This window comes from Paenibacillus pasadenensis DSM 19293, assembly GCF_000422485.1.
GTDB classification, from domain to species: Bacteria; Bacillota; Bacilli; order Paenibacillales; family Paenibacillaceae; genus Paenibacillus_O; species Paenibacillus_O pasadenensis.
This window is the reverse complement of sequence record NZ_AULW01000001.1, coordinates 367365-389520: the sequence shown is the minus strand read 5'-3', so window position 1 is coordinate 389520 and position 22156 is coordinate 367365. Positions and strand designations below refer to the sequence as shown.

The window sequence follows — 22156 nt, the reverse complement described above, 5'->3', positions numbered from 1 at the left end:
GGTAGGGGAGTGCTCTCGGGGCGGGGAAATATTCTCTCGTCCCGCTTCCTTGTGAAAATTTTTTCCATTACTCACTTTTTTATATTTATTTTGAATGCGCCGCAACCTTGAGCAGCCCGGCTGCGTCATTGACGGTGCAAGAGAGGGGGAACCTTCGTGGTAGAGCCTGGCCTCATACGAGCCGCTCAACAGGGCGATCGCGACGCTCTCGTGTCCCTATTGCGCGACATAGAGAACCACGTTTACCGGACCGCCTATTACATTCTGGGCAACGAGCAGGACGCGCTGGACGCTTCGCAGGAGGCGTTGATTCGCATCTACACCAAGATCAACTCCTACGAAGAGAAAGCGCAGTTCAAAACCTGGATCCAGCGGATCGTCACGAATATATGCATCGATAAATTCCGCCGCACGAAGCCCGTCGTCTCCATCGAGGAACATGACATGGTGTTCCGGGAGAAGCAGGACGTGGAGGAGGAAGTGCTGTCCGCTTACGCGGCCAAAGATATTCGAGAGGCGATCGACAAGCTGCCGGATCACCACAGGGCGGTTGTCGTGCTTCGGTACCTGCAGGACTTTTCCTACAACGAGATCGCGGACTCGCTCGACCTTCCGCTCAACACGGTGAAGTCTTACTTGTTCCGGGCCCGCCAGCAGCTGCAGACTCTGCTCCATGACTATCAGAAAGGTGGTGTCCGAGGATGACTTGTCAAGAGGTGGTAGAATACATGAACCGATATCTGGACGGAGATCTTGACGAGCTGGAACGCCAGGAGCTGATGGAGCATCTCCGGCGTTGCCCGGACGACCAGGAGCTGTTCGAGCGGCTGCAACGGCTGTCGGGAGAGCTCGGGGAGCTTCCCAAAGTAACCCCGCCTTTCAGCCTGGTCGACTCGATCCTGCCGCAGCTCGACGAAATCGACGCGCATCGCGAAGCCAAGGCGTTCGCGCTCCAAGCAGCGGAGACGGCGGAGACGGGCGCAAGCGGCGGACAGCCTGCCCGTCGGCCGGCAGCAGGCCGCTTCTCCCGGCGCGCCCGCATCTGGACGGGCTCCGCGGCGGCCGCAGCCGCCGCGGCGATCATTCTCATCCTCGCTCCGTGGGGCTCCGGACCGGACTCTCCGCTCGGCCATTCGAACACCGTGGCCGATACGGGCGGGGAAGCGGCGAGCATGATGAGTGCCAGCGAGGAATCCGCTCCGGCCAGCGCCGACCGGACGGAGGGGGCGGCCTCGGGAGGGAGCGAGGCGGGGGCCGAGCCCAAGCAGCAGATCGTGGACGGCCAGACGGTGCCGACCTCGACGACGCCTCCCGACAGCGAAACACGGTCGGTGGCGCCCCGCATGGAACAGAACCAGCGGACGCAAGGACCGGAATCGCCGTCCGTCTCCGCAGGCGGAGGCCAGGGCTCGACGGTCTATCCGTCGCCTGGCGGCGGCGCCGCGCGCGAGTTCGCCAAGACGCCGCAAGGCATCATGAACTTCGCCGGTCCTTCGCCGGGCGTCGTCTCGGACATCATGGGCAGCGCCGACATGGGCTTCGCGGCCGTGCCGGAGGTGACGTATTCTCCGGATCGGGCGTACAGCTATTCGATCAGCCAGGGCTGGATCGTCATCCAGAATGCCGCCGGAGGCAAGGTGTTCGACCATACGTTCGAGGGCGTCGTGTCCCATCCGGTCTGGAGCGACGACAGCCGCTACCTGAGCGTCACCGTCACTGCGACGGACGGCACCGCCAAGCCGTACCGGATCGACGCCGAAAACGGCGCGCTCGTAGAATAGGCGGGCGGGCCAAGCACCGAATCGGGGGCATCCGCGTATGATGCTTCATCAGCCCGTCAGCGGGGAGGACGCAGCCCCTGACATCGTATGACCATCGGCCGAGGCGCCTGGGAGCCTTTGGATCGATGTTTATATAGATGGTCCGATCGTGCTCCAAAAGGCGCTGCCCTGCGACATGCAGGCAGCGCCTTTTGTCATGCGGCAGCTTGCCGGTCGACGCGATCTGTCCTATGATGGGACGACAGGCTAGGAGGGGACGGCATGCATGCGAAGGACATAGGGAAAGACATCAAAGCGGGCCGGATCGCGCCGGTCTACGCGGCGTTCGGCAAGGACCGGTACCGCATGGGGCAGTTCGCCTCCATGCTCGCGGACAAGCTGCTGGCGCCGGACGAAAGGGAGCTCGGCATGGTCCGCTTCGATACGGCGGAGACGTCGCTGGAGGAAATCGTGGCGGAGGCGCAGACGCCGCCCTTTTTCGTGCCGCGCAAGCTGATCGTCGTGCGCGACGGAGCGGTGCTGTGCGCGGCCGCCAAGGAAAACGGCAAGCTCGAGCATAAGGCCGAGCGGTTCCTGAGCTATATGGAGCAACCGTCCGAGACGAGCGTCATCCTGTTCCTCGTGCAGGCGGACAAGCTCGACGAGCGCCGCAAGATCGTGAAGCTGCTCAAGGAGCGCAACCTGATCGTCGCTTTTCCCGAGCTGAGCGAGGGAGAGCTGGCGTCCTGGGCGGTCCGGCGCGCGGCCGATCAGAAGCGCTCGCTCGACGAGGAAGCGGCGCAGCTGCTCGTCGCGCGGCTCGGCACCGGCATGCAGGCGCTCGCGCAGGAGGTCGACAAGCTCTGCCTGTACGCGGGCGAGGGCGGCGCCGTGACCAAGGACGACGTCGCCCGCTTGACGGCGGCGACGGTCGAGGAGGATGCGTTCGCGCTCGTCGACGCGGCGCTGGAGCGGCGCATGGACCGCACGCTCGCGCTATACCGCGAGCTGCTGCTGCGCAAGGAGGAGCCGATCCGCATCGCGGCGCTCGTCGCCCGCCAACTGCGCATCATGCTGCAGATCAAGGAGCTGGAGCGCCACCGCTACTCGCCGCAGCAGATGGCCGGGCAGCTCGGGCTGCATCCGTATGCCGTCAAGCTTGCGGCCGAAAAGGCGCGCCGCTACGACACGGCCGTGCTCGGCCGGCATCTGGCCGCGCTTGCGGAGCTGGACTATCGGATGAAGACCGGCCAGGTGGACAAAGAGCTCGGCCTGCAGCTGTTTTTCCTGTCGATGGGAGCGCAGCCGGCCGCCATGCCGCAGCCTTGAGCGCGCAAGCCGGCCGCCGGCGGCTTGCCTGGGAAGGCATCAAAAAAAGCCCCGCTCCGGGAGGAGCGGGGCTTTCCGCATTGGCGAGAATTAAGCTTGAGCCGTAAGGGCGTTCAGCTTCTTGGCCAGGCGGGATTTTTTACGGGCTGCGGCATTTTTATGGATCAGGCCTTTGGTAACGGCTTTGTCCAGCTTCTTGGAAGCCACGATCAGGGCAGCCTTCGCTGCTTCTGCATCGGTACCGGCGATAGCGACATCAGCCGACTTGACAGCCGTGCGAAGCGCGGATTTTTGGGAAGCGTTCAGAGCGCGGCGTTTCTCGCTCGTTTTCACGCGTTTGATGGCGGATTTAATGTTTGGCACTTGTGATTCACCTCCTACAAGGGGTACAGGCCCCGTACTGCAACACAACTTAAAGTATCTTATCATGGGCCTGCCCAAATTGCAACCATATAGGAAGGATGAGGGAACCGCTTCCGCATAAGATCGGAGGCCGCTTCGCACACTAGGGACAAAACGGGCAGAGGAGCTGTTCGCATGACCCATGATGTCGATTTGAGCCAATATGCCGTCCATACGGATCTGGCACTGGAAGCGAAGGAAATGGCCGAGGAAGCGGGAAGCCCGGTTCCCGGCGTGCTGATGGAGACGGCGGAAGCGGACGGCATCAAGGTCACGCGCCTGGAGGTGCAGAACGAGGCGGGCTCGCAGGCGATCGGCAAAGTGATCGGCAAATACGTCACGTTCGAGGTGCCGGAGCTGCGCACGCATGACTCGGAGCTCGGCGACAAGGTGGCGACGCGCTTCGCGCAGGAGTTCGAGCGCTTCCTGCAGCAGCTCGCGGTGCCGGCGAACGCCAGCGTGCTCATCGTCGGGCTCGGCAACTGGAATGTGACGCCGGATGCGCTCGGCCCGCTCGTCGTCGAGAACACGATGGTGACGCGGCAGTTTTTCGAGCTGATGCCCGATCAGGTCGCGCCGGGCTACCGCGCCGTCAGCGCGGTAGCGCCGGGAGTGCTCGGCATCACCGGCATCGAGTCGAGCGAGATCGTGCAGGGCATCATTGAAAAGACGAAGCCGGACGTCATCATCGCCATCGACGCGCTCGCCTCGCGCTCGCTCGAGCGGGTGAACACGACGATCCAGATCGCCGACACGGGCATCCACCCCGGCTCCGGCATCGGCAACAAGCGCAAGGGACTAACGAAGGACATTCTCGGCGTGCCCGTCGTGGCGATCGGCGTTCCGACGGTCGTGTACGCGTCCACGCTCGTCAACAGCGCCATCGACATGATGAAGGAGCATTTTCGCAAGGAGCAGGGCGATACGAGCCAGATCATGGGCCTCGTCGACCAGCTCGCCGAGCAGGAGCGGCTCGCGCTCGTCAAGGAGGTGCTCTCCCCGCTCAAGCATGACCTGCTCGTGACGCCCAAGGAGATCGACCAGTTCATCGAGGATATCGCCAACGTCATCGCGAGCGGCCTGAACGCTGCCCTGCACGAGGCGGTCGACAGCTCCAACGTGGCGGCCTATACGCATTGACCCACGGCGTCAGGCGAGGCTTATTCGGGCCTCGCCTTTTCATTGAACGCGATATAATCGAGCCGGTGGTTGAGCTGCAGCATGAGCTGGCGCGCCATGTAGGAGGCCGAGAACTTGAACCCGGTCTCGGCCCAGTACAGCAGCGTCCCGATCGTGGCGGAAGCCCGGTAGTGCAGCATAAAGTCCTGATCGACCTCGGCGGGATCGCCTTCGAGCGTGAGCCGCAGGTCGCGCCGCATCGACTCTCTCAGCACGCGGGTCATCGCCTCGGGCAGGCCGGCATCCGTGCCGAGCAGCGCGAGGAAGGTTTCCCGGCTGCGCTCGACATGCTCGAACAGCATCAGGCTCGACGGGTAGATTTCCGCCGCCTCCACGCCGCTGCGGTCCGGATAGGGCGCGAGCAGCAGCTCGGAGAACCGGCGCAGGAACTCGCTGCGGATCTCCGCCAGCAGCTCCTCCTTGCCGGCGTAGTGGTTGTAAAACGTGCCGCGGTTGTAGTCGGCGGCTTCCGCGATGTCCTGGATCGTCACCGCCGACGCCTTCTTCTCGCGCAGAAGCCGCACATAGGCTTGCTGCAGCGCTTCCCGCGTCCTCCTTGATCTTCGGTCCAGCCTGTCTTCCATTCGCATCCGGGCTCCTTTCTGCTCCGTTAGTTTGCAGGGTTTCCGCTCTTTTCACTCGCGGCGGATGCGACATTATCGCCTGGAATGTCCAATTTCGCCGCTCCGGCCGACAGCTCGGCCGCCGCTGTCGCCTACCGGACAGCGAGCGGTCCGCTGCTCATTGCGGCCCTCGGAAGAGGGGCGTACACTGAAGGGGCAGCAGCATCATGAAGCGCTTCCGAACGCTGCGGCCGCCGTCCGGGAGCGACAGCATACAGAATAAAGGAGTGCATCGACAATGACAACCGAAGCCAAAACCGCCATCATTACCGGAGCAGCCGGAGGCATCGGCAAGGAGCTGGCCCGCCGGATGGCCGAGCGGGGCGTGAATCTGGTGCTCGTCGATCTGAAGCGCGAAGCGGTGCTCGCCGTCGCCGAGGAGCTCGGCCTGAACGAGACGAACTCGCTTGCCGTCGCGGCGGACGTCTCCGTCGAGGACGAGGTGAAGGGCTACGTCCAAGCCGCCCTGGACAAGTTCGGACGGATCGACTATTTCGCCAACAACGCCGGCATAGAGGGCCCGATGGGGCTGATCGAGGAGCAGAGCGTCGACGCGCTCGACCTGGTCTACCGGGTGAACGTGCGCGGCGTCTTCCTCGGCCTGCAGCATGTGCTTCCGGTCATGAAGCGCCAGCAGTCCGGAGCGATCCTGAACACCTCCTCGCTCGCCGGCCTGATGGGCGCGCCGGGCATGTCTCCTTACATCATGTCCAAGCATGCCGTCATCGGCCTGACCCGCGTCGCCGCCAACGAGGCCGCCCCGAGCGGCGTCCGCGTGAACGCGGTGCTGCCGGGCACGATCAACACGGCCATGATGCGCAAGATCGAAGCCAACTCCGGGACGCCGGACGCGTTCAAGACGGCCAACGAGTCGCTCACGCCGCTCGGCCGTTACGGCGAGCCGCAGGAAGTGGCGGCCGTCATGAACTTCCTGCTGTCGGACGAAGCGTCGTTCGTGACCGCCTCGCTCTATACGGTCGACGGCGGCATGGTCGCCCAGTAAGACATCGTTCCCGCCTTCGCCCGCCTCTTTAAGAGGCGGGCTTTTTTGCGCTTTCGGGTCCGATCCCGGTCCGCGGTTCTACCTTCCTCCCCCTGTTCATAGAGTAGATAGCAGTTGCTAGATTCGGCGGAGCGCAAGAGGGAAAGGCCATATCGGCATCAGGAGGGGACAAGCATGATTCGGATGGGAACAGGCAAGGAAGACGCAAGCCTGCGGCTGAGGCGGCTGCTCACCGCAGGGAGGACGTTCGTGGCGATCAGCCTTTGCTCGATGGTCGCGTTCATGCTGATCGGAGCGCTCGCGATGGTGCGGGAGCAGCGGGGGGCGGCCTCGCTGCAAGGGCTGGCGTCGACGGTTTCAACCGCCTTTTTTGCGGACATGCTGGGAATGGAGATTCCCGTCTACCATAGTCCGGCGCAGGGCAGCTTCTCCGACCGCGAGCTGGCGCAAGCGGCGGCCGAGACGCTGACGGAGGTCAACCCGGCCGATCCGCGCAGCCTGCTGGCCGCCGGCATGCCGGGCATGGAGCCGCCGGCGAGCCCGGTCCCTTCGCCGGACGGCGGAGCGCCGGCGGACGGGTCGGCCGGCGAAGAGGCCGACGATATGGACGCCCACGACCCGGGCGTGCTGGACGGAGAGGACGAGCCGGGCGTCGGTCCGGTCAGGGAGATGCCCGGGGGAGCAGTCGAGCCGGCTCCGCAGGGCGGAGGAGAGCAGCAGCCGTCCGCCGGCGAGACGGCGTCGAGCAAGAACCTGGTGTTCATTTACCATACGCATGCCCGCGAATCGTACGCGCCGGAGCTCGGCGGCGGCGTGAGCGACCCGCAGTCGGCCAAGATCAACGTCGGCCAGGTCGGCTCGCGGCTGGCGGAGCAGCTGGAGAAGCGCGGCATCGGCACGCTGCACGACACGACGGACTACCCGACGGCCGTCGCCGGCTACCGCTGGGAGCTGAGCTACAAGTACTCCAAGAAGACGGTGCAGCAGGCGATGAGCGAGAACGGGCAGCTGAAGCTGTTCTTCGACATCCATCGCGACTCGCAGAAGCGCAAGATCACGACGAAGTCGATCGGCGGTCAGGATTACGCCAAGGTGTTTTTCGTCATCGGCAAAGGCAATCCGGACTGGGAGCGCAACATGGCGTTCGCCGAGTCGATCCACGAGCGGCTCGACAAGGAGTATCCCGGCCTGTCGCGGGGCATCCTCGGCAAGACGAGCAAATCGGGCAACGGCGAGTACAACCAGTCGCTGTCGGGCCAGAGCATCCTGATCGAGATCGGCGGCGTCGACAATACGCTGGAGGAATGCTACCGGACGGCGGACGCGCTCGCGGAGGTCATCGCCGACCTGTATTTCAACGACCAGAAGGCTTGAGCGAAATAAGAGCAAATCGATGAAGGAGGGCGTCCGGCATGAAAAAAGGACCGCTGAAATGGACGATCGTCGGCGCCGCGCTCGCGGCGGTGCTGATGTTCGGGATGGAGATGACGTCGGCCGGCATCGGCCGCGTCTACGGCCCCGTCGAGGGCAGCGAGCCGGCCGAGATCGGGCGCTACGCGCAGGCGGTCCGCGAGCTGGAGCTGCAGCAGGCCAAGCTCAAGCAGCTGGAGTACGAGGCCGAGCTGAAGCGGCTGCAGAAAAAATACGGCATCGAGGCCGCGGCCGCCGTGCCGGAGGCGGGAGCTTTTCTCGGCGACGAGGAATCGGCGGCCGCGCCGGCGCTGGCGCAGACGCAGCGGGATCGGCGGCAGAGCGAGGACGGCTCGCGCCTGCCGGGCATCGCGGATCCGCAGGGCGAGACAGGCGTCAACCGGCTGGCCGACGGCACGGCCGGCGTGCTGCAGAGCGTGTCGAGCTCGGGCATCCGCTTCCTCGTGACGCTGTTCGACTCGATGACGCAGTAGGGGCGTGCGGCCGCCCCCGCCGTTTTCATTGCCCCCCATTCTCTGAAAAGGTATAATAAAGGTTAGACCTATTGAGGGGTGTGGATCACAAAGCATGGCAGACGTACGCGACCGCCAAAAGAAGATACGGAACTTTTCCATTATCGCGCATATCGACCACGGAAAGTCCACGCTGGCCGACCGGATCCTGGAGTATACCGGCGCGCTCACTTCCCGTGAAATGCAGTCCCAGGTGCTCGATCAGATGGAGCTGGAGCGGGAGCGCGGCATCACGATCAAGCTGCAGGCAGTCCGCCTGAGCTACAAGGCCGACGACGGCGAGGAGTACATCCTCAACCTGATCGATACGCCGGGACACGTCGACTTCACCTACGAGGTGTCGCGCAGCCTCGCCGCCTGCGAGGGCGCGCTGCTCGTCGTCGACGCCGCCCAGGGCATCGAGGCGCAGACGCTGGCCAACGTCTATCTGGCGCTGGACAACAACCTCGAGATTTTGCCGGTCATCAACAAGATCGACCTGCCGAGCGCGGAGCCGGAGCGCGTCAAGCAGGAGGTCGAGGACGTGATCGGCCTCGACGCGAGCGACGCCGTGCTGGCGTCGGCCAAGGCCGGCATCGGCATCAAGGAGATCCTCGAGCAGGTCGTGCTCAAGGTGCCGGCCCCGACCGGCGATCCGGACGAGCCGCTCAAGGCGCTCATTTTCGACTCCCACTACGATCCGTACAAGGGCGTCATCGTCTACGTGCGGGTCGTCGACGGCAGCATCAAGGCCGGCAAGAAGATCCGCTTCATGGCGACGGGCGCCGAGTTCGAGGTCATCGAGGTCGGCGCGTTCAAGCCGCGCATGACGATCGTGGACGAGCTCGCCGTCGGCGACGTCGGCTTCGTCGTCGCGGGCATCAAGAACGTCAAGGACACCCGCGTCGGCGATACCGTCACCGAGGCCAAGCGCCAGGCGCCGGAGCCGCTGCCGGGCTACCGCAAGATCAACCCGATGGTCTACTGCGGCCTGTACCCGATCGACAACACGGAGTACAACGACCTGCGCGAGGCGCTCGAGAAGCTGCAGCTCAACGACGCTTCGCTGACGTTCGAGCCGGAGTCGTCGACGGCGCTCGGCTTCGGCTTCCGCTGCGGCTTCCTCGGCCTGCTGCACATGGACGTCATCCAGGAGCGGATCGAGCGCGAGTTCAACATCGACCTCATCACGACCGCTCCGAGCGTCATCTACACGGTGACTCTGACGAGCGGCGAGGTGCTCCACATCGACAACCCGTCCAACTACCCGGAGGTCGGCAAGATCGAGCATGTCGAGGAGCCGTACGTCAAGGCGGCCGTCATCGTGCCCAACGATTATGTCGGCACGGTGATGGAGCTGTGCCAGAACAAGCGCGGCGAGTTCGTCAACATGGAGTATCTGGACACGAACCGCGTCACGATCACGTACCAGATCCCGCTGTCGGAGATCGTCTACGACTTCTTCGATCAGCTCAAGTCGAGCACCAAGGGCTACGCCTCGTTCGACTACGAGCTGAGCGGCTACCGCCAGTCCAAGCTGGTCAAGATGGACATCATGCTGAACGGCGAGACGGTCGACGCGCTGTCGGTCATCGTGCACCGCGACCGCGCCTACCAGCGCGGACGGATCATCTGCGAGAAGCTCAAGGAGCTCATCCCGCGCCAGATGTTCGAGGTGCCGGTGCAGGCGTCGATCGGCCAGAAGGTCATCGCCCGCGAGACGGTCAAGGCGATGCGCAAAAACGTCCTCGCCAAGTGCTACGGAGGCGACATCAGCCGCAAGCGCAAGCTGCTCGAGAAGCAAAAGGAAGGCAAGAAGCGGATGAAGCAGGTCGGCAACGTCGAGGTTCCGCAAGAGGCGTTCATGGCCGTGCTCAAGATCGACGAGGATTGAGTCGGAGCCGGCGGCCCTCGCGGCCGCGCGGTTCCGAACCGGACGGAGGAGAGCGGCCGCTCTCCTCTTGCGCCGTTTTACGGGGCATCCGCGGCTAGGGCATGTCTGCAAGCACGCCCTGGCCCGCGCGGCTCCGCCGAGGAGGGAACACCTATGCTGCATCACGCGCCCAGAGCGCTTTACATCCATATCCCGTTCTGCACGAACAAGTGCCATTACTGCGACTTCAACTCCTACATCCTCAAGGGCCAGCCGGTCGACGATTATCTGACCGCGCTGGAGCGCGAGATGGAGCGGACGCTGTCGGCGACGCCGGCGGAGCGCATCGACACGGTATTCGTCGGCGGCGGCACGCCGACGGTGCTGACGCCGCCCCAGATGGAGCGCTTCCTCGCCTCGGTGCGCCGGCTCTGGCCGCTGCACGAGGGCACGGAATTCACGATGGAGGCCAATCCCGGCACGACCGATCCCGACAAGCTGGCGGTCATGTTCGCCGGCGGCGTCAACCGGCTGAGCTTCGGCGTGCAGTCGTTCGACAACGGCCTGCTGCAGCGGATCGGCCGCATCCATGACGTCGACGACGTGTACCGCAGCCTGGACAACGCGCGGGCGGCGGGCTTCGGCAACCTTTCCATCGACCTGATGTTCGGCCTGCCGGGCCAGACGGTCGAGCTTCTGTCCGACAGCGTGGACAAGGCGCTCGCGCTCGACCTGCCGCACTACTCGCTGTACAGCCTCAAGGTCGAGGAGAACACGCTGTTCCATCATCTCTACGAGAAAAACCAGCTGCCGCTGCCGACCGAGGACGAGGATCTGGAGATGTACCTGCATCTCATCGGCCGCCTTCAGGGAGCCGGCTACGAGCATTACGAGATCAGCAACTTCGCGAAGCCCGGCTTCGAGAGCCGGCACAACTCGACCTACTGGCGCAACGAGCCTTATTACGGGCTCGGCGCGGGGGCGCACGGTTATCTGGAGCGCCATCGCCACGTCAACATCAAGGGCGTGCAGCCGTACATCGACGCCGCGCTGGAGCGCCTGCCCCGCCTGTCGGGGGAGACGGTGTCCGAGGCCGAGGCGATGGAGGACTTCATGATGGTCGGCCTGCGCCTGCTGGACGGCGTGCGCGGAGCCGACTTCGAGCGGCAGTTCCCGGGACGGACGATCGAGGGCGTGTTCGGAGCGCAGCTGCGGCCGCTGGTGGAGGGCGGGCTGCTGCTCCGTCTGGAGGACGGAGAGCACGGCAGCCTGCCGGGAGGCACGCCGCTGCGTCCGGGCCGGGGCTACCGGCTGTCGCCGCAAGGCGTGCTGCTCGGCAACGAAGTGTTCGGGGCGTTCATCGGCGTCCTGGACGATGCGATTCATTCTTAGAAGCGAAGGGGATTGAATTCCTTGAAAACGAAACCGAACCAAATCAAAGCCGATCCGGCAGAGCCGGAAGCCGTCGATCCGGTCGTCGAGCTCAAGCGCGCCGCCAGCCGCACCTCCGACTGGAGGGCGCGCCAGCAGGCGGCGTCCGAGCTGGCCGCCCTCAAGGCGCCGCAGTCCGCCGCCATCCTGCGCCGCCTGCTGGCGGACGATCCGGTGCATCCGGTGCGCGAGGCGGCCTACCGCGGCCTCGTCTCGCTCGGCGAGCCGGCGCAGGCGCCGGTCCGCAAAGGCTCCGTCCCGGTCAAGGGACTGGACAAGATCGTCGTGCGCGTGCGCAAGAGCCTGACCGACGGACACAGCTTCGCCGACTTCAAGGAAAAGCTGAAGAAGATGAGGCTGGACGTGTACGACGTGCTCGAAGGCGACAAGGGAGCCGAGTTCGACGGCTGGCTCGAGGAGCAATGGAAGGCCTCGTTCGAGCGGAAGTAAAAGGGCGAAGGAGAGTCGCGTCGTCCTCTGGCGGCGTGCCTCGTCCGTCCCGAAAAAGGAGCGCTTCAGGCAGCATCGGCTGCGGAAGCGCTCCTTTTGCATTCTTTTAGCGGTATATGGTTCGTGAGTGAGATAGTATTACTTACGATTTATTTAAGTTCATTTGATCGGATTCGAGGCCGAAGTTTACAAAACGCTAACGGTTCTCCTTTAGGATGACAAAGAAACGAACGATGGAGAGGGGTTAACGATTTGAAAACGAGCAGGCTTTGGACGAAACGAATGATGGGCACGGCCGTCGCGGCGGCGCTGGTCGGCACGGGCAGCATGGCGGCGTTTGCGGCAGACGGCGCCTCCGTCGCGCCAGGAACGGCGGCGGAAACGGCGGGGGCGGACATTAAAAACGTCATCCTGCTTATCCCGGACGGCATGGCGAACGAGGCGACGGCGCTCGCAAGGTACTACAAGGGCTCCTCGCTGGCGCTGGATGCGCTTGCGACCGGCATGGTGCGGACGCATTCGGCCGACGCTCCGATCGCCGACTCGGCGCCGGCCGGAACGGCGTTTGCGACCGGCTTCAAATCGCATACCGGATTCGTCGGCGTGCTGCCGGACAAGGCGACGATGCCGGGACAGGCTGCGATCGCGAAGGGCGAGGAGCGCCGTCCGGTCGCATCCGTGCTGGAGGCGTCCAAGCGGGCCGGCAAAGCGACCGGCATCATCGCGACCTCGGAGTTCATGCATGCGACTCCTGCCGATTTTTCCGCGCACTATCCGGACCGGAAAAGCTATGACGCGCTCAGCATGCAGCAGGTGTACAACGGCATCGACGTCGTGCTCGGCAGCGGCAGCAGCTTCCTGACGCCGGCCGGACGCAAGGACGGCAACAACCTGCTCGCGTCGATCAAGGCGCTCGGCTACGACTATGTGACGACCCCGGCCGCGCTGAAGGCGTCCAAGTCGGACAAGCTGTGGGGCATGTTCGGCAGCAAGGCGCTCGATTATGACCTGGACCGCGATCCGTCCAAGCAGCCGAGCCTCGCCGAGATGACGAGCAAGGCGATCGAGGTGCTGTCGAAGGACAAGGACGGCTTCTTCCTGATGGTCGAGGGCAGCAAGGTCGACTGGGCCGCGCATGCGAACGATCCGGTCGGCGTCGTCAGCGACGTGCTCGCCTTCGACAAGGCGGTAGAGACCGCGCTCGACTTCGCCAAGCGGGACGGGCAGACCGCGGTCGTAGCGGTGACCGACCACGGCAACGGCGGCCTGACGATCGGCAACGCGGCGACGACCGGCTCGTACGACGAGGAGCCGCTGTCCGCGTTCATCGGTCCGCTCAAAAAAGCGAAGGTGACCGGCGAAGGGTTCGAGTCCAAGCTGAACGCCTCCCGCTCCAACATCAAGGAGGCAGCACGGACTTACCTCGGCATCACGGATCTGACGAGCGAGGAAGTGAAGTCGATCCGCGAGGCGAAGCCGGGCTCGATGAACTATGCCGTCGGCCCGATCATCAGCAGCCGTTCCGGCATCGGCTGGACGACGGGCGGCCATACGGGCGGCGACGTCGTGCTGTACGCCTACGCGCCGAACGGCGACCGTCCGAGCGGCGTCATCGACAATACCGACGTCGCCAAGTACATCGCCCGCGTGCTCGGCCTTGACCTCGGCCAGACGACGAAGCAGCTGTTCGTCGAAGCCCAGGCGGCCTTCGCGGCCAAAGGAGCCAAAACCGAAATCAAGGCTGCGAGCCTCGTCGTCACGAAAAACGGCCAGAAGCTGGAGCTGCCTTTCTACAAAAACCAGGCGCTGCTGAACGGCGGCAAGATCACGCTTGACGGCGTCGTCGTGTACAACGGCTCGAAAGTATACGTGTCGCAAAAAGCGGTGGACCTGATCTCGTAGAGGCCGCCGACGCTTCATCGTCCAGAATCCAGAAAGCGCCCAGCCCTTTGTCTCGACAAAGGACTGGGCGCTTCGCGTTCCGGGAAGGCGGCTTAGGACGAGCCGCGATCGCCGTTCGCGGCGTCGGAGGCATTCGGCTCCGCCGAGTCTTCGCGAAGCGTCTTGGTGAAATTGCGCAGCGAAAGGACGAAGCCTGCGAGGATGACGAGGGCCCTGGTGCCGAGGAGCATCCCATCCATCGCGGTCATTTTCGGGGGGCCGTTCCCGATCGCGCCGGTCTTCGGCACATTGTAGTCGATCCACATGTCAATGAAGACAAGGAGTTGGAAAAACAGCAGACAGCTGCTGGCGATCAGGAGGGCGGCGGCCCAGAAGCGCTTATTTTTCCGCATCGCCGGCCTCATGTCCAAGCCTCTGGTTGAACGCCCGAGACTCGTTTCGCGGTATGCTCAGCGACTGCCAGCTTGCCGCGCGCGAGGCTTTGGCCAGCTGCACGATCTGCCCGACATGGTAGCCGTAATGGGATAGCTGGCGCTGGATCGTCTGCAGCACGAGATGCGGCTCGCTGCGGATCGTGACCGTGCGCAGGAGATCCTCCGGCCGCAGCCCGTCCAACGTCTCGAATACGATGCGCCAGCCGTCCTCCCACCAGCGGATCACCTCGGCGGCGGTCTTTTCGGGCGGCAGCTCGAACTCTCCGTCGCGGTCGCGCCACGGCTTTTCGCCGTCGGTCGTGAGGAAGTCCGTCCAGCGGGACTTCATATTGCCGGACAGATGCCGGACGATGACGGCGATCGAGTTCGACTCCGGCGCCGGGACGGCGAACAACGCCTCTTCGCCCGCCTGCGCGAGAGCCCGCTCGCCGAGCTTCTTCTGGCTGCGGAACACGCTGCGGGCATCTTCAAGCATGCGGGCGCCCAGCTCGCGGGCGTCCGCAGCGTACGGTTCGGTCATGGGAACAGGCACCTCCTCTTTTTTTCCAGTATACAACGGCGGCGTGTTTTTTTCTCTTGAGCATTCATTCGCTTTGCTGTATATTTATTCATATTGTGGAGATGACGACGAAAGGAGGAGAAGAGGATGCTCGTACAGGAAGCCGTATGCCGCGCCGCCAAGCCGGAGGATGTCGATACGCTTTTTGAGCTCATCCAAGGCTATGCGGAAAAGGGGATCATGCTGCCGCGGTCCAAGGACGTGCTTCTCCGCCAGATCGGCACGTTCGTCATCGCCGAGATCGCCGGCGCGGTCGTCGGCTGCGGATCGCTGACCCGGCTCGGCCAGGATCTCGTCGAGATCCGCTCGCTCGGCATCAGCGAAGGCCATAAGGGCGCAGGCATCGGCAGCAAGCTGGTCGCCAAGCTGATCGAGCAGGCTCAGGCCCAGGGCATTCCCAAAATCATGGCGCTCACCTACGAGGTCCGCTTCTTCGAGCGCAACGGATTTTCCGTCGTGAACAAGGAGATCTTCCCCGAGAAGGTATGGACGGACTGCGTGAACTGCCCGAAGCAGCATGCCTGCGACGAGATCGCGGTCATCCGATATATATGAAGCGTTGAAACGGAGCCCGCCCGGCCGATCGAGGACGGGCTTTTTTTGCGACCCGAAATTTCGCAACCACACCCAAAAAAAGGGGAATTTACTTCATATTGGGGCAGGAGCATACTAAGGGAGCTTCACCAGCCAAGCATGCCGGGACGAGAGGAGGAGCTGGAGACGACGGTTCGATGATTATGGAAGCGCTTTAAAAACGAAGGAGGAATGATTGCGTGAAGTGGAGAACGCTCGTCCTATTCTCTCTGGCCGCCCTGCTGCTGCTGGCGGGCGGCCGGCCGGCCGGAATGCCCAAAGCCGAGGCCGCGCCCGTGTGGAACCTTACGTGGAGCGATGAGTTCAACGGCGCCTCCGGCTCCGCGCCGGACGGCGGCAAGTGGGGCTATGACCTCGGCGCAGGCGGCTGGGGCAACAACGAGCTGCAGAACTATACGAACCGGAGGGACAATTCCTATCTGGACGGCAGCGGCAATCTCGTCATCAAGGCGATCAAGGAAAATTACAACGGCAGCGCCTATACGTCCGCGCGCCTGCTGACCAAGGGCAAGTTCAACCAGGCGTACGGCAAGTTCGAGGCGCGCATCAAGCTGCCTTACGGCCAAGGCATCTGGCCGGCGTTCTGGATGCTCGGCAGCAACCTCGATCAGGCGGGCTGGCCCGGCGCCGGCGAGCTGGACATCATGGAATACCTCGGCCATGATACGCGGACGGTATACGGCACGGTGCACGGACCGGGCTACTCCGGCGCGGGCGGCATCAGCAAGTCGTACACGCTCCCGAGCGGCAGCTTCTCGGATTCCTTCCATACCTTCTCCGTCGAGTGGGAGCCGACCCAGATCCGCTGGTACGTCGACGGCAACCTGTTCCACACGTTCAATAAAAGCCAGCTCGGGGCGGGACAGACGTGGGTATTCGACCATTCGTTCTTCATGATCCTGAACTTGGCCGTCGGCGGCAACTGGCCCGGCTATCCGAACGCCTCGACCGTGTTCCCGCAGACGATGACGGTCGACTACGTGCGGGTCTACTCGCAGGGCTCGTCGCCGTCGGCTCCGGTCGAAAGCGGCGCCGTCTACAAGCTGATTAACGTGAACAGCAACAAAGCGCTCGACGTCTACGCGGCGAGCACGGCCGACGGCGCGAACGTGCAGATCTACACGGACAACGGCACCGGCGCCCAGCGCTGGCAGGCTTATGCCCAGGCCGACGGCAGCTTTACGCTGATCAATCCCGCGAGCAACAAGGCGCTGGACGCGGCGGGAGCGGGCACGGCGGACGGGACGAATGTGCAGATCGCGAACCAGAACGGCTCGGCTGCCCAGAAATGGCGGATCACCGCCAATGCGGACGGCAGCTTCAAGCTGATCAACGTGAACAGCGGCAAGGCGCTGGACGTCTCCAGCTCGGGCACCGCCGACGGCACGAACGTGCAGCTGTGGACGGACAACGGCACCGGCGCCCAGAAGTGGAGGCTGGTCAAGCTTTAAGGCGGTTTGCGAGGCGAAAGCCCCGGGAAAGGCGGCTCTTCCGAGAGCCGCCTTTCCCTTTTTTTCGGCCTCCGCCTCACTTGACAACGCTCCGCCAGGTTTGGTATTTTGGTTATGAATGTTAGCACTCGATAGAGTGGAGTGCTAATCACTCGTCCGCCTCGGATTTTGGGAATCCGGAGGCATGCAGAGGGAGGATGGTACGGATGTTGACTGAAAGGCAGCAGCTGATCTTAGGCGTGATCATCGACGATTATATCCGTTCCGCCGAGCCTGTAGGCTCCCGGAGCATTTCGAAGCGGGGCGACGTGGCCTTCAGCCCGGCGACGATCCGCAACGAGATGGCGGATCTAGAGGAGCTGGGATTCCTGGAGCAGCCGCATACGTCGGCTGGACGCATTCCTTCCATTCAAGGCTACCGGTATTATGTCGATCATCTGATGAGGCGCGAGGCGGTCACCAAGAGCGAGCTGCAGGCGATCCGCTCGTTCGTCGCCAGCCGCATGATGGAGGCGGAGCAGGCGATCCAGCAGGCGGCGATGATCATCTCCAACCTGACGAACTACACGTCGATCGTGCTCGGTCCGGACTCGGTCAATCAGGCGCTCAAGCAGTTCCAGCTCGTGCCGCTCGGGGGCGACAAGGCGGTGGCGATCGTCGTGACCAATACCGGCCACGTCGAGAACCGCACGGTGACGATCCCGCCGGATCTGGACATGGATGACATCGAGCAGGCGGTGCGCTTCCTCAACGAGCGGCTGAGCGGGACGCCGCTCACCCGCCTGAAGTCCCGGCTCTTCTCGGCGGCGGGCGAGGAAATGGGCCGCTATGCGGATCAATGCGAAGGGCTGCTCAAGCTGATCGAGCAGGCCGTCCGCTCGGAGGACGACAGCCGGCTGTACCTGTCCGGCACGGCCCGCATCCTCGCTCAGCCGGAGTTCAAGGATGTCGACAAGGTCAAGACGATCTTCGGGCTGCTGGAGGAGACGCCGACGCTGCTGCGCCTGTTCTCCTCGCTGCCGCAGGGGCTGTCGGTGCGGATCGGCACGGAGAACGACCACGCCGCGATCGCGAGCTGCAGCCTCATTACGGCTTCGTTCACGATCGATGGCGAGCAGATGGGCACGATCGGCATCCTCGGCCCGACGAGGATGGATTACGGGCGCGTCGTCAGCCTGCTCGGCGAGTTCGGGCGCAGCCTGAGCAGCCTGCGGACGGAGCGCTAGAGCAGGCCGTCCAGGCTTGAACGCGGCGCGCAGGCGAGGGGCTTCGCGGCCCCTACATAGATTCAGCCGCGTTAAGGAACCATTTACGGGAGGTGAGCATGCTTGGATTCCAAGAAGAATACGATAGATGAACAGACAAGCGCAGAGGACATTCTGGACGCCGATCAAGAGACGGCGGAGCAGGCGGCCGCGGCCGCTGGCGGCGAGCCGATCGAGGCCGAGCCGCAGGCGGCGGAGGAGGCCGGGCAGGCGCCGGAAGAGGATGCCCGCTATGCGGAGCTGGCTCGCCAGGCGGAGGAGCATCAGCAGCGACTGCTGCGCGTCCAGGCCGACTATGACAATTTCCGTCGCCGCACGGCCAAGGAAAAGGAAGAGCTGGGCCAGTACGCCTCGGCGAAGCTGCTGACGCAGCTGCTGCCGATCGTCGACAACTTCGACCGGGCGATCGCCGCCGCGGCCGGCGGAGGCGATGCGGAATCGCTCGCCAAGGGCGTGGACATGATCTTCCGGCAGCTGCAGGGCGTGCTCGAGCAGGAAGGGCTGAAGCCGATGGAAGCGGTCGGGCAGCCATTCAATCCGGAGTTCCATCAAGCGGTCATGACCGTGGAGTCCGACGAGCATGAGGAAGGCATCGTCGTGGAGGAGCTCCAAAAGGGCTTCGTGCTCAAGGACAAGGTGCTTCGACCGGCCATGGTCAAGGTAAGCGGCTAGAACGGCCTTAATCTGCCTTTAAGATAAAGCGGGTATACTTGGATCGACCCGTAACGAATTCGATCCGCAATGGATAAGGGAGGATATTTACGATGAGCAAAGTAATCGGCATCGACCTTGGAACGACCAACTCCTGCGTAGCGGTCATGGAGGGCGGCGAGGCGGTCGTCATTCCGAATCCGGAAGGCAACCGCACGACGCCGTCCGTCGTCGGCTTCAAGAAGGACGGCGAGCGCATCGTCGGCGAGACGGCGAAGCGCCAGGCGATCACGAACCCGGACCGCACGATCATCTCGATCAAGCGCCATATGGGCACGAGCCACAAAGAAACGATCGACGGCAAGGACTTCACGCCGCAAGAAATTTCCGCCATCATCCTGCAAAAGCTCAAATCCGATGCGGAAGCGTACCTCGGCCAACCGGTGACGCAAGCGGTCATCACCGTGCCGGCCTACTTCAACGACTCCCAGCGCCAGGCGACCAAGGACGCCGGCAAGATCGCCGGCCTCGAGGTGCTGCGCATCGTCAACGAGCCGACGGCCGCGGCGCTGGCCTACGGCCTCGAAAAGTCCGAGGACCAGACGATCCTCGTCTATGACCTCGGCGGCGGCACGTTCGACGTGTCCATCCTCGAGCTTGGCGACGGCTTCTTCGAGGTCAAGGCGACGAGCGGCGACAACCGTCTCGGCGGCGACGACTTCGACCAGGTCATCATCGACCACATCGTAGCCGAGTTCAAAAAGGAGCATGGCTCCGACCTGTCCAAGGACAAGGCGGCCGTGCAGCGTCTGAAGGACGCGGCCGAAAAGGCGAAGAAAGAGCTGTCCGGCGTCCTGACGACGACGATCAGCCTGCCGTTCATCACGATGGTCGACGGCGTGCCGCAGCACTTGGAGCTGAACCTGACCCGCGCCAAATTCGAGGAGCTGGCCGCGCCGCTCGTGGAGCGCACGCTCGCTCCGACGCGCCAGGCGCTGAGCGATTCCGGCCTGTCGGCCAGCGAGATCGACAAGGTCGTCCTCGTCGGCGGCTCCACCCGCATCCCGGCCGTCCAGGAAGCGATCAAGAAGCTGATCGGCAAAGAGCCGCATAAAGGCGTGAACCCGGACGAAGTCGTCGCCCTCGGCGCGGCGGTCCAGGCGGGCGTCCTGACCGGCGACGTGAAGGACGTCGTCCTGCTCGACGTCACTCCGCTGTCGCTCGGCATCGAGACGGCGGGCGGCGTATTCACCAAGATGATCGAGCGCAACACGACGATCCCGACGAGCAAGTCCCAGGTGTACTCCACGTACGCCGACAACCAGACGAGCGTCGAGATCCACGTCCTGCAGGGCGAGCGCGCCATGGCCGCCGGCAACAAGACGCTCGGACGCTTCATGCTCGGCGACATCCCGCCGGCTCCGCGCGGCGTGCCGCAGATCGAGGTCACGTTCGACATCGACGCCAACGGCATCGTCAACGTCAGCGCGCTCGACAAGGGCACGGGCAAGAGCCAGAAGATCACGATCACGTCCTCGAGCGGCCTCAGCGACGAGGAAGTCGAGCGCATGATGAAGGACGCCGAGCTCAACGCCGAGGAAGACCGCAAGCGCAAGGAGCTCGTCGAGGCGAAGAACAATGCCGACCAGCTGATCTACTCCGTCGACAAGACGATCAAGGATCTGGGCGACAAGGTCGACGCCGGCGAGATCGACAAGGCCAACAAAGCCAAGGAAGCGCTGCAGGCGGTCGTCGGCGGCGAGGATCTGGACGCGATCAAAAAAGCGACCGACGAGCTGACCGAGATCGTGCAGCAGCTGTCCGTCAAGCTCTATGAGCAGGCGGCGCAAGCGGAGCAGGGCGCTCCGGGCGCCGATGCCGGCGCGGCCCAAGGCGGCGCGGCCGGACGCGACAACGTCGTCGACGCCGACTACGAAGTCGTGGACGACAAGAAATAAAAAAGGTACGATAGCTTCATAGCTTCACCAAGCGGCTCCGCCTTTTTCCGAGCAGCGCCCCGGCTTTGAGCGCCGGGGCGTCAGGAGGGAGAGGGCGGTTGTTGCATGTCAAGCGGGCATTACATGGGGGTGAGAGGGATTGGCGGATAAGCGCGATTATTACGAGGTGCTGGAGCTCGGCAAGGACGCCTCGGCGGAGGAGATCAAAAAAGCCTACCGCAAGCTGGCGCGCCAGTACCATCCGGACGTCAACAAAAGCGCCGACGCGGAGACGAAGTTCAAGGAGGTCAAGGAAGCTTACGACACCTTGAGCGACGATCAGAAGCGCGCCGTGTACGACCAGTACGGGCATGTCGATCCGAACCAGTTCGGCGGCGGAGGCGGCTTCGGCCAGGACTTCGGCGGAGGCGGGTTCGGCGATATCTTCGACATGTTCTTCGGCGGAGGCGGCGGACGGCGCGATCCGAACGCGCCGCAGCGCGGCAACGACCTGCAGTATACGATGACGATCGAGTTCAAGGAAGCGGTATTCGGCAAGGAGACGGAAATTACGATTCCGCGCACCGAGAACTGCGACACCTGCCACGGCTCCGGCGCCAAGCCGGGCACCAAGCCGGAGAACTGCTCCGTCTGCCGCGGCACCGGCCAGCAGGAAGTCGTGCAGAACACGCCTTTCGGACGCATGGTCAACCGCCGCGCCTGCACGAACTGCAGCGGCACGGGCAAGATCATCAAGGACAAATGCTCGACCTGCCACGGCGCGGGCAAGGTGAAGAAGCAGCGCAAGATCACCGTCCGCATCCCGGCGGGCGTCGACGAGGGCGCGCAGATCCGCCTGAACGGCGAGGGCGAGGGCGGCACGCGCGGAGGTCCGAACGGCGACCTGTACATCGTGCTGCGCGTCAAGCCGCATGAGTTCTTCGACCGCGAGAACGACGACATCTACTGCGAGGTGCCGCTGTCGTTCGCGCAGGCGGCGCTCGGCGACGAGATCGAGATCCCGACGCTGACGGAGAAGGTCAAGCTCAAAATTCCGGCGGGCACGCAGACCGGCACGTACTTCCGCCTCAAGGGCAAGGGCGTGCCCAAGCTGCGCGGCTACGGCAACGGCGACCAGCACGTCAAGGTGACCGTCGTCACGCCGACGTCGCTCACCGACGAGCAGAAGGAGCTGCTGCGCCAGCTCGGCGGCTTCGGCGGCGGCGCGGGCGCAGGCTCCGAGGAGCATCACGAGAGCATCTTCGACCGGATGAAAAAGGCGTTCCGGGGCGACTGAGCTCGTGCCGATCGCAAAGAAGGAGAAGGGGAGCGATTCCCTTCTCCTTTTTGTTTCGAAAAACCTTCTGAAAGCGCTTGACAGACCAAAAGCC

The 22156-nt window shown here is 63.9% G+C and carries 21 protein-coding genes; 17 read left to right on the top strand and 4 right to left on the bottom strand.

What is annotated here, in order from left to right; all coding sequences use genetic code 11:
• The first annotated feature begins 156 nt into the window (after nucleotides 1–156).
• The 3 genes from H582_RS0101730 (at nucleotide 157) to holA (ending at nucleotide 3089) form a co-directional block, all read left to right on the top strand.
• Nucleotides 157–705, top strand: coding sequence for an RNA polymerase sigma factor (locus H582_RS0101730; RefSeq protein WP_028597116.1), 549 nt, complete (start codon nucleotides 157–159; stop codon nucleotides 703–705).
• Nucleotides 702–1781 carry an anti-sigma factor family protein gene (locus H582_RS0101725; RefSeq protein WP_084136465.1) on the top strand — a complete coding sequence of 360 codons (1080 nt, stop codon included), beginning with the start codon at nucleotides 702–704 and terminating at the stop codon, nucleotides 1779–1781. Before H582_RS0101730 ends, H582_RS0101725 begins: the two co-directional genes overlap by 4 nt.
• A gap of 261 nt (nucleotides 1782–2042) precedes the next feature.
• On the top strand, nucleotides 2043–3089 hold the full coding sequence (holA, locus tag H582_RS0101720; protein WP_028597114.1) for a DNA polymerase III subunit delta: 1047 nt from the start codon (nucleotides 2043–2045) through the stop codon (nucleotides 3087–3089).
• 90 nt (nucleotides 3090–3179) lie between these two features.
• On the opposite strand, the gene rpsT is transcribed toward holA, so the two are convergent.
• Complete coding sequence (gene rpsT, locus H582_RS0101715; protein WP_028597113.1) at nucleotides 3180–3452, bottom strand: 30S ribosomal protein S20; 273 nt, start codon at nucleotides 3450–3452, stop codon at nucleotides 3180–3182.
• A gap of 174 nt (nucleotides 3453–3626) precedes the next feature.
• Between rpsT and gpr the strand changes: the two genes are divergently transcribed.
• The gene (gene gpr / locus H582_RS0101710; RefSeq protein WP_028597112.1) at nucleotides 3627–4631 is read left to right on the top strand and encodes a GPR endopeptidase; all 1005 of its coding nucleotides are present in this window, start codon (nucleotides 3627–3629) and stop codon (nucleotides 4629–4631) included.
• 20 nt (nucleotides 4632–4651) lie between these two features.
• Here the strand turns inward: gpr and H582_RS0101705 are convergent, their stop codons facing one another.
• A complete protein-coding gene (locus H582_RS0101705) occupies nucleotides 4652–5254 on the bottom strand; it encodes a TetR/AcrR family transcriptional regulator (protein WP_028597111.1) in 603 nt (200 codons plus the stop codon).
• A gap of 277 nt (nucleotides 5255–5531) precedes the next feature.
• Between H582_RS0101705 and H582_RS0101700 the strand changes: the two genes are divergently transcribed.
• The 7 genes from H582_RS0101700 to H582_RS0101670 all read left to right on the top strand — a co-directional run bounded on the left by H582_RS0101700 (nucleotide 5532) and on the right by H582_RS0101670 (nucleotide 13874).
• A complete protein-coding gene (locus H582_RS0101700; protein WP_028597110.1) occupies nucleotides 5532–6296 on the top strand; it encodes an SDR family NAD(P)-dependent oxidoreductase in 765 nt (254 codons plus the stop codon).
• A gap of 174 nt (nucleotides 6297–6470) precedes the next feature.
• Nucleotides 6471–7670: a stage II sporulation protein P gene (locus H582_RS0101695; protein ID WP_052332862.1), complete on the top strand. Its 1200-nt coding sequence runs from the start codon at nucleotides 6471–6473 to the stop codon at nucleotides 7668–7670.
• 38 nt (nucleotides 7671–7708) lie between these two features.
• Nucleotides 7709–8200, top strand: a complete 492-nt coding sequence (locus H582_RS0101690) for a hypothetical protein (RefSeq protein ID WP_028597108.1) — start codon at nucleotides 7709–7711, stop codon at nucleotides 8198–8200.
• Between the two features lie 94 nt (nucleotides 8201–8294).
• Complete coding sequence (gene lepA, locus H582_RS0101685) at nucleotides 8295–10112, top strand: translation elongation factor 4 (RefSeq protein ID WP_028597107.1); 1818 nt, start codon at nucleotides 8295–8297, stop codon at nucleotides 10110–10112.
• Nucleotides 10113–10265: 153 nt separating this feature from the next.
• Nucleotides 10266–11483, top strand: a complete 1218-nt coding sequence (hemW, locus tag H582_RS0101680; protein WP_028597106.1) for a radical SAM family heme chaperone HemW — start codon at nucleotides 10266–10268, stop codon at nucleotides 11481–11483.
• Nucleotides 11484–11504: 21 nt separating this feature from the next.
• Complete coding sequence (locus H582_RS0101675; protein ID WP_240478899.1) at nucleotides 11505–11972, top strand: HEAT repeat domain-containing protein; 468 nt, start codon at nucleotides 11505–11507, stop codon at nucleotides 11970–11972.
• Between the two features lie 327 nt (nucleotides 11973–12299).
• Nucleotides 12300–13874 carry an alkaline phosphatase gene (locus tag H582_RS0101670; RefSeq protein ID WP_052332897.1) on the top strand — a complete coding sequence of 525 codons (1575 nt, stop codon included), beginning with the start codon at nucleotides 12300–12302 and terminating at the stop codon, nucleotides 13872–13874.
• A gap of 92 nt (nucleotides 13875–13966) precedes the next feature.
• Here H582_RS0101670 and H582_RS0101665 read toward each other — a convergent pair whose 3' ends face one another.
• Together H582_RS0101665 and H582_RS25510 are read right to left on the bottom strand one after the other, a co-directional pair.
• On the bottom strand, nucleotides 13967–14266 hold the full coding sequence (locus H582_RS0101665; protein ID WP_127464470.1) for a hypothetical protein: 300 nt from the start codon (nucleotides 14264–14266) through the stop codon (nucleotides 13967–13969).
• Nucleotides 14253–14828, bottom strand: coding sequence for a DUF1572 family protein (locus tag H582_RS25510; protein WP_052332861.1), 576 nt, complete (start codon nucleotides 14826–14828; stop codon nucleotides 14253–14255). The genes H582_RS0101665 and H582_RS25510 overlap by 14 nt, the downstream gene beginning before the upstream one ends.
• 126 nt (nucleotides 14829–14954) lie before the next feature.
• Between H582_RS25510 and H582_RS0101655 the strand changes: the two genes are divergently transcribed.
• From H582_RS0101655 to dnaJ, 6 genes are all read left to right on the top strand, one after another.
• Nucleotides 14955–15422: an N-acetyltransferase gene (locus H582_RS0101655; RefSeq protein ID WP_028597102.1), complete on the top strand. Its 468-nt coding sequence runs from the start codon at nucleotides 14955–14957 to the stop codon at nucleotides 15420–15422.
• 218 nt (nucleotides 15423–15640) lie between these two features.
• Nucleotides 15641–16912 carry an RICIN domain-containing protein gene (locus tag H582_RS0101650; RefSeq protein ID WP_028597101.1) on the top strand — a complete coding sequence of 424 codons (1272 nt, stop codon included), beginning with the start codon at nucleotides 15641–15643 and terminating at the stop codon, nucleotides 16910–16912.
• 206 nt (nucleotides 16913–17118) lie between these two features.
• The gene (gene hrcA / locus H582_RS0101645) at nucleotides 17119–18138 is read left to right on the top strand and encodes a heat-inducible transcriptional repressor HrcA (RefSeq protein WP_028597100.1); all 1020 of its coding nucleotides are present in this window, start codon (nucleotides 17119–17121) and stop codon (nucleotides 18136–18138) included.
• A gap of 102 nt (nucleotides 18139–18240) precedes the next feature.
• Complete coding sequence (gene grpE / locus H582_RS0101640) at nucleotides 18241–18849, top strand: nucleotide exchange factor GrpE (RefSeq protein WP_028597099.1); 609 nt, start codon at nucleotides 18241–18243, stop codon at nucleotides 18847–18849.
• 92 nt (nucleotides 18850–18941) lie between these two features.
• Nucleotides 18942–20786: a molecular chaperone DnaK gene (gene dnaK / locus H582_RS0101635; RefSeq protein ID WP_028597098.1), complete on the top strand. Its 1845-nt coding sequence runs from the start codon at nucleotides 18942–18944 to the stop codon at nucleotides 20784–20786.
• 139 nt (nucleotides 20787–20925) lie between these two features.
• On the top strand, nucleotides 20926–22062 hold the full coding sequence (dnaJ, locus tag H582_RS0101630) for a molecular chaperone DnaJ (protein WP_028597097.1): 1137 nt from the start codon (nucleotides 20926–20928) through the stop codon (nucleotides 22060–22062).
• Nucleotides 22063–22156: the final 94 nt, after the last annotated feature.

Coding starts and splice junctions, on each gene's coding strand:
- H582_RS0101690 (WP_028597108.1), top strand. CDS start 7,709: ATGAAAAAAGGACCGCTGAAATGGACGATCGTCGGCGCCGCGCTCGCG.
- lepA (WP_028597107.1), top strand. CDS start 8,295: ATGGCAGACGTACGCGACCGCCAAAAGAAGATACGGAACTTTTCCATT.
- H582_RS0101700 (WP_028597110.1), top strand. CDS start 5,532: ATGACAACCGAAGCCAAAACCGCCATCATTACCGGAGCAGCCGGAGGC.
- H582_RS25510 (WP_052332861.1), bottom strand. CDS start 14,828: ATGACCGAACCGTACGCTGCGGACGCCCGCGAGCTGGGCGCCCGCATG.
- H582_RS0101695 (WP_052332862.1), top strand. CDS start 6,471: ATGATTCGGATGGGAACAGGCAAGGAAGACGCAAGCCTGCGGCTGAGG.
- H582_RS0101665 (WP_127464470.1), bottom strand. CDS start 14,266: ATGCGGAAAAATAAGCGCTTCTGGGCCGCCGCCCTCCTGATCGCCAGC.
- hrcA (WP_028597100.1), top strand. CDS start 17,119: ATGTTGACTGAAAGGCAGCAGCTGATCTTAGGCGTGATCATCGACGAT.
- holA (WP_028597114.1), top strand. CDS start 2,043: ATGCATGCGAAGGACATAGGGAAAGACATCAAAGCGGGCCGGATCGCG.
- dnaK (WP_028597098.1), top strand. CDS start 18,942: ATGAGCAAAGTAATCGGCATCGACCTTGGAACGACCAACTCCTGCGTA.
- gpr (WP_028597112.1), top strand. CDS start 3,627: ATGACCCATGATGTCGATTTGAGCCAATATGCCGTCCATACGGATCTG.
- H582_RS0101670 (WP_052332897.1), top strand. CDS start 12,300: ATGGCGGCGTTTGCGGCAGACGGCGCCTCCGTCGCGCCAGGAACGGCG.
- H582_RS0101725 (WP_084136465.1), top strand. CDS start 702: ATGACTTGTCAAGAGGTGGTAGAATACATGAACCGATATCTGGACGGA.
- hemW (WP_028597106.1), top strand. CDS start 10,266: ATGCTGCATCACGCGCCCAGAGCGCTTTACATCCATATCCCGTTCTGC.
- H582_RS0101705 (WP_028597111.1), bottom strand. CDS start 5,254: ATGGAAGACAGGCTGGACCGAAGATCAAGGAGGACGCGGGAAGCGCTG.
- H582_RS0101655 (WP_028597102.1), top strand. CDS start 14,955: ATGCTCGTACAGGAAGCCGTATGCCGCGCCGCCAAGCCGGAGGATGTC.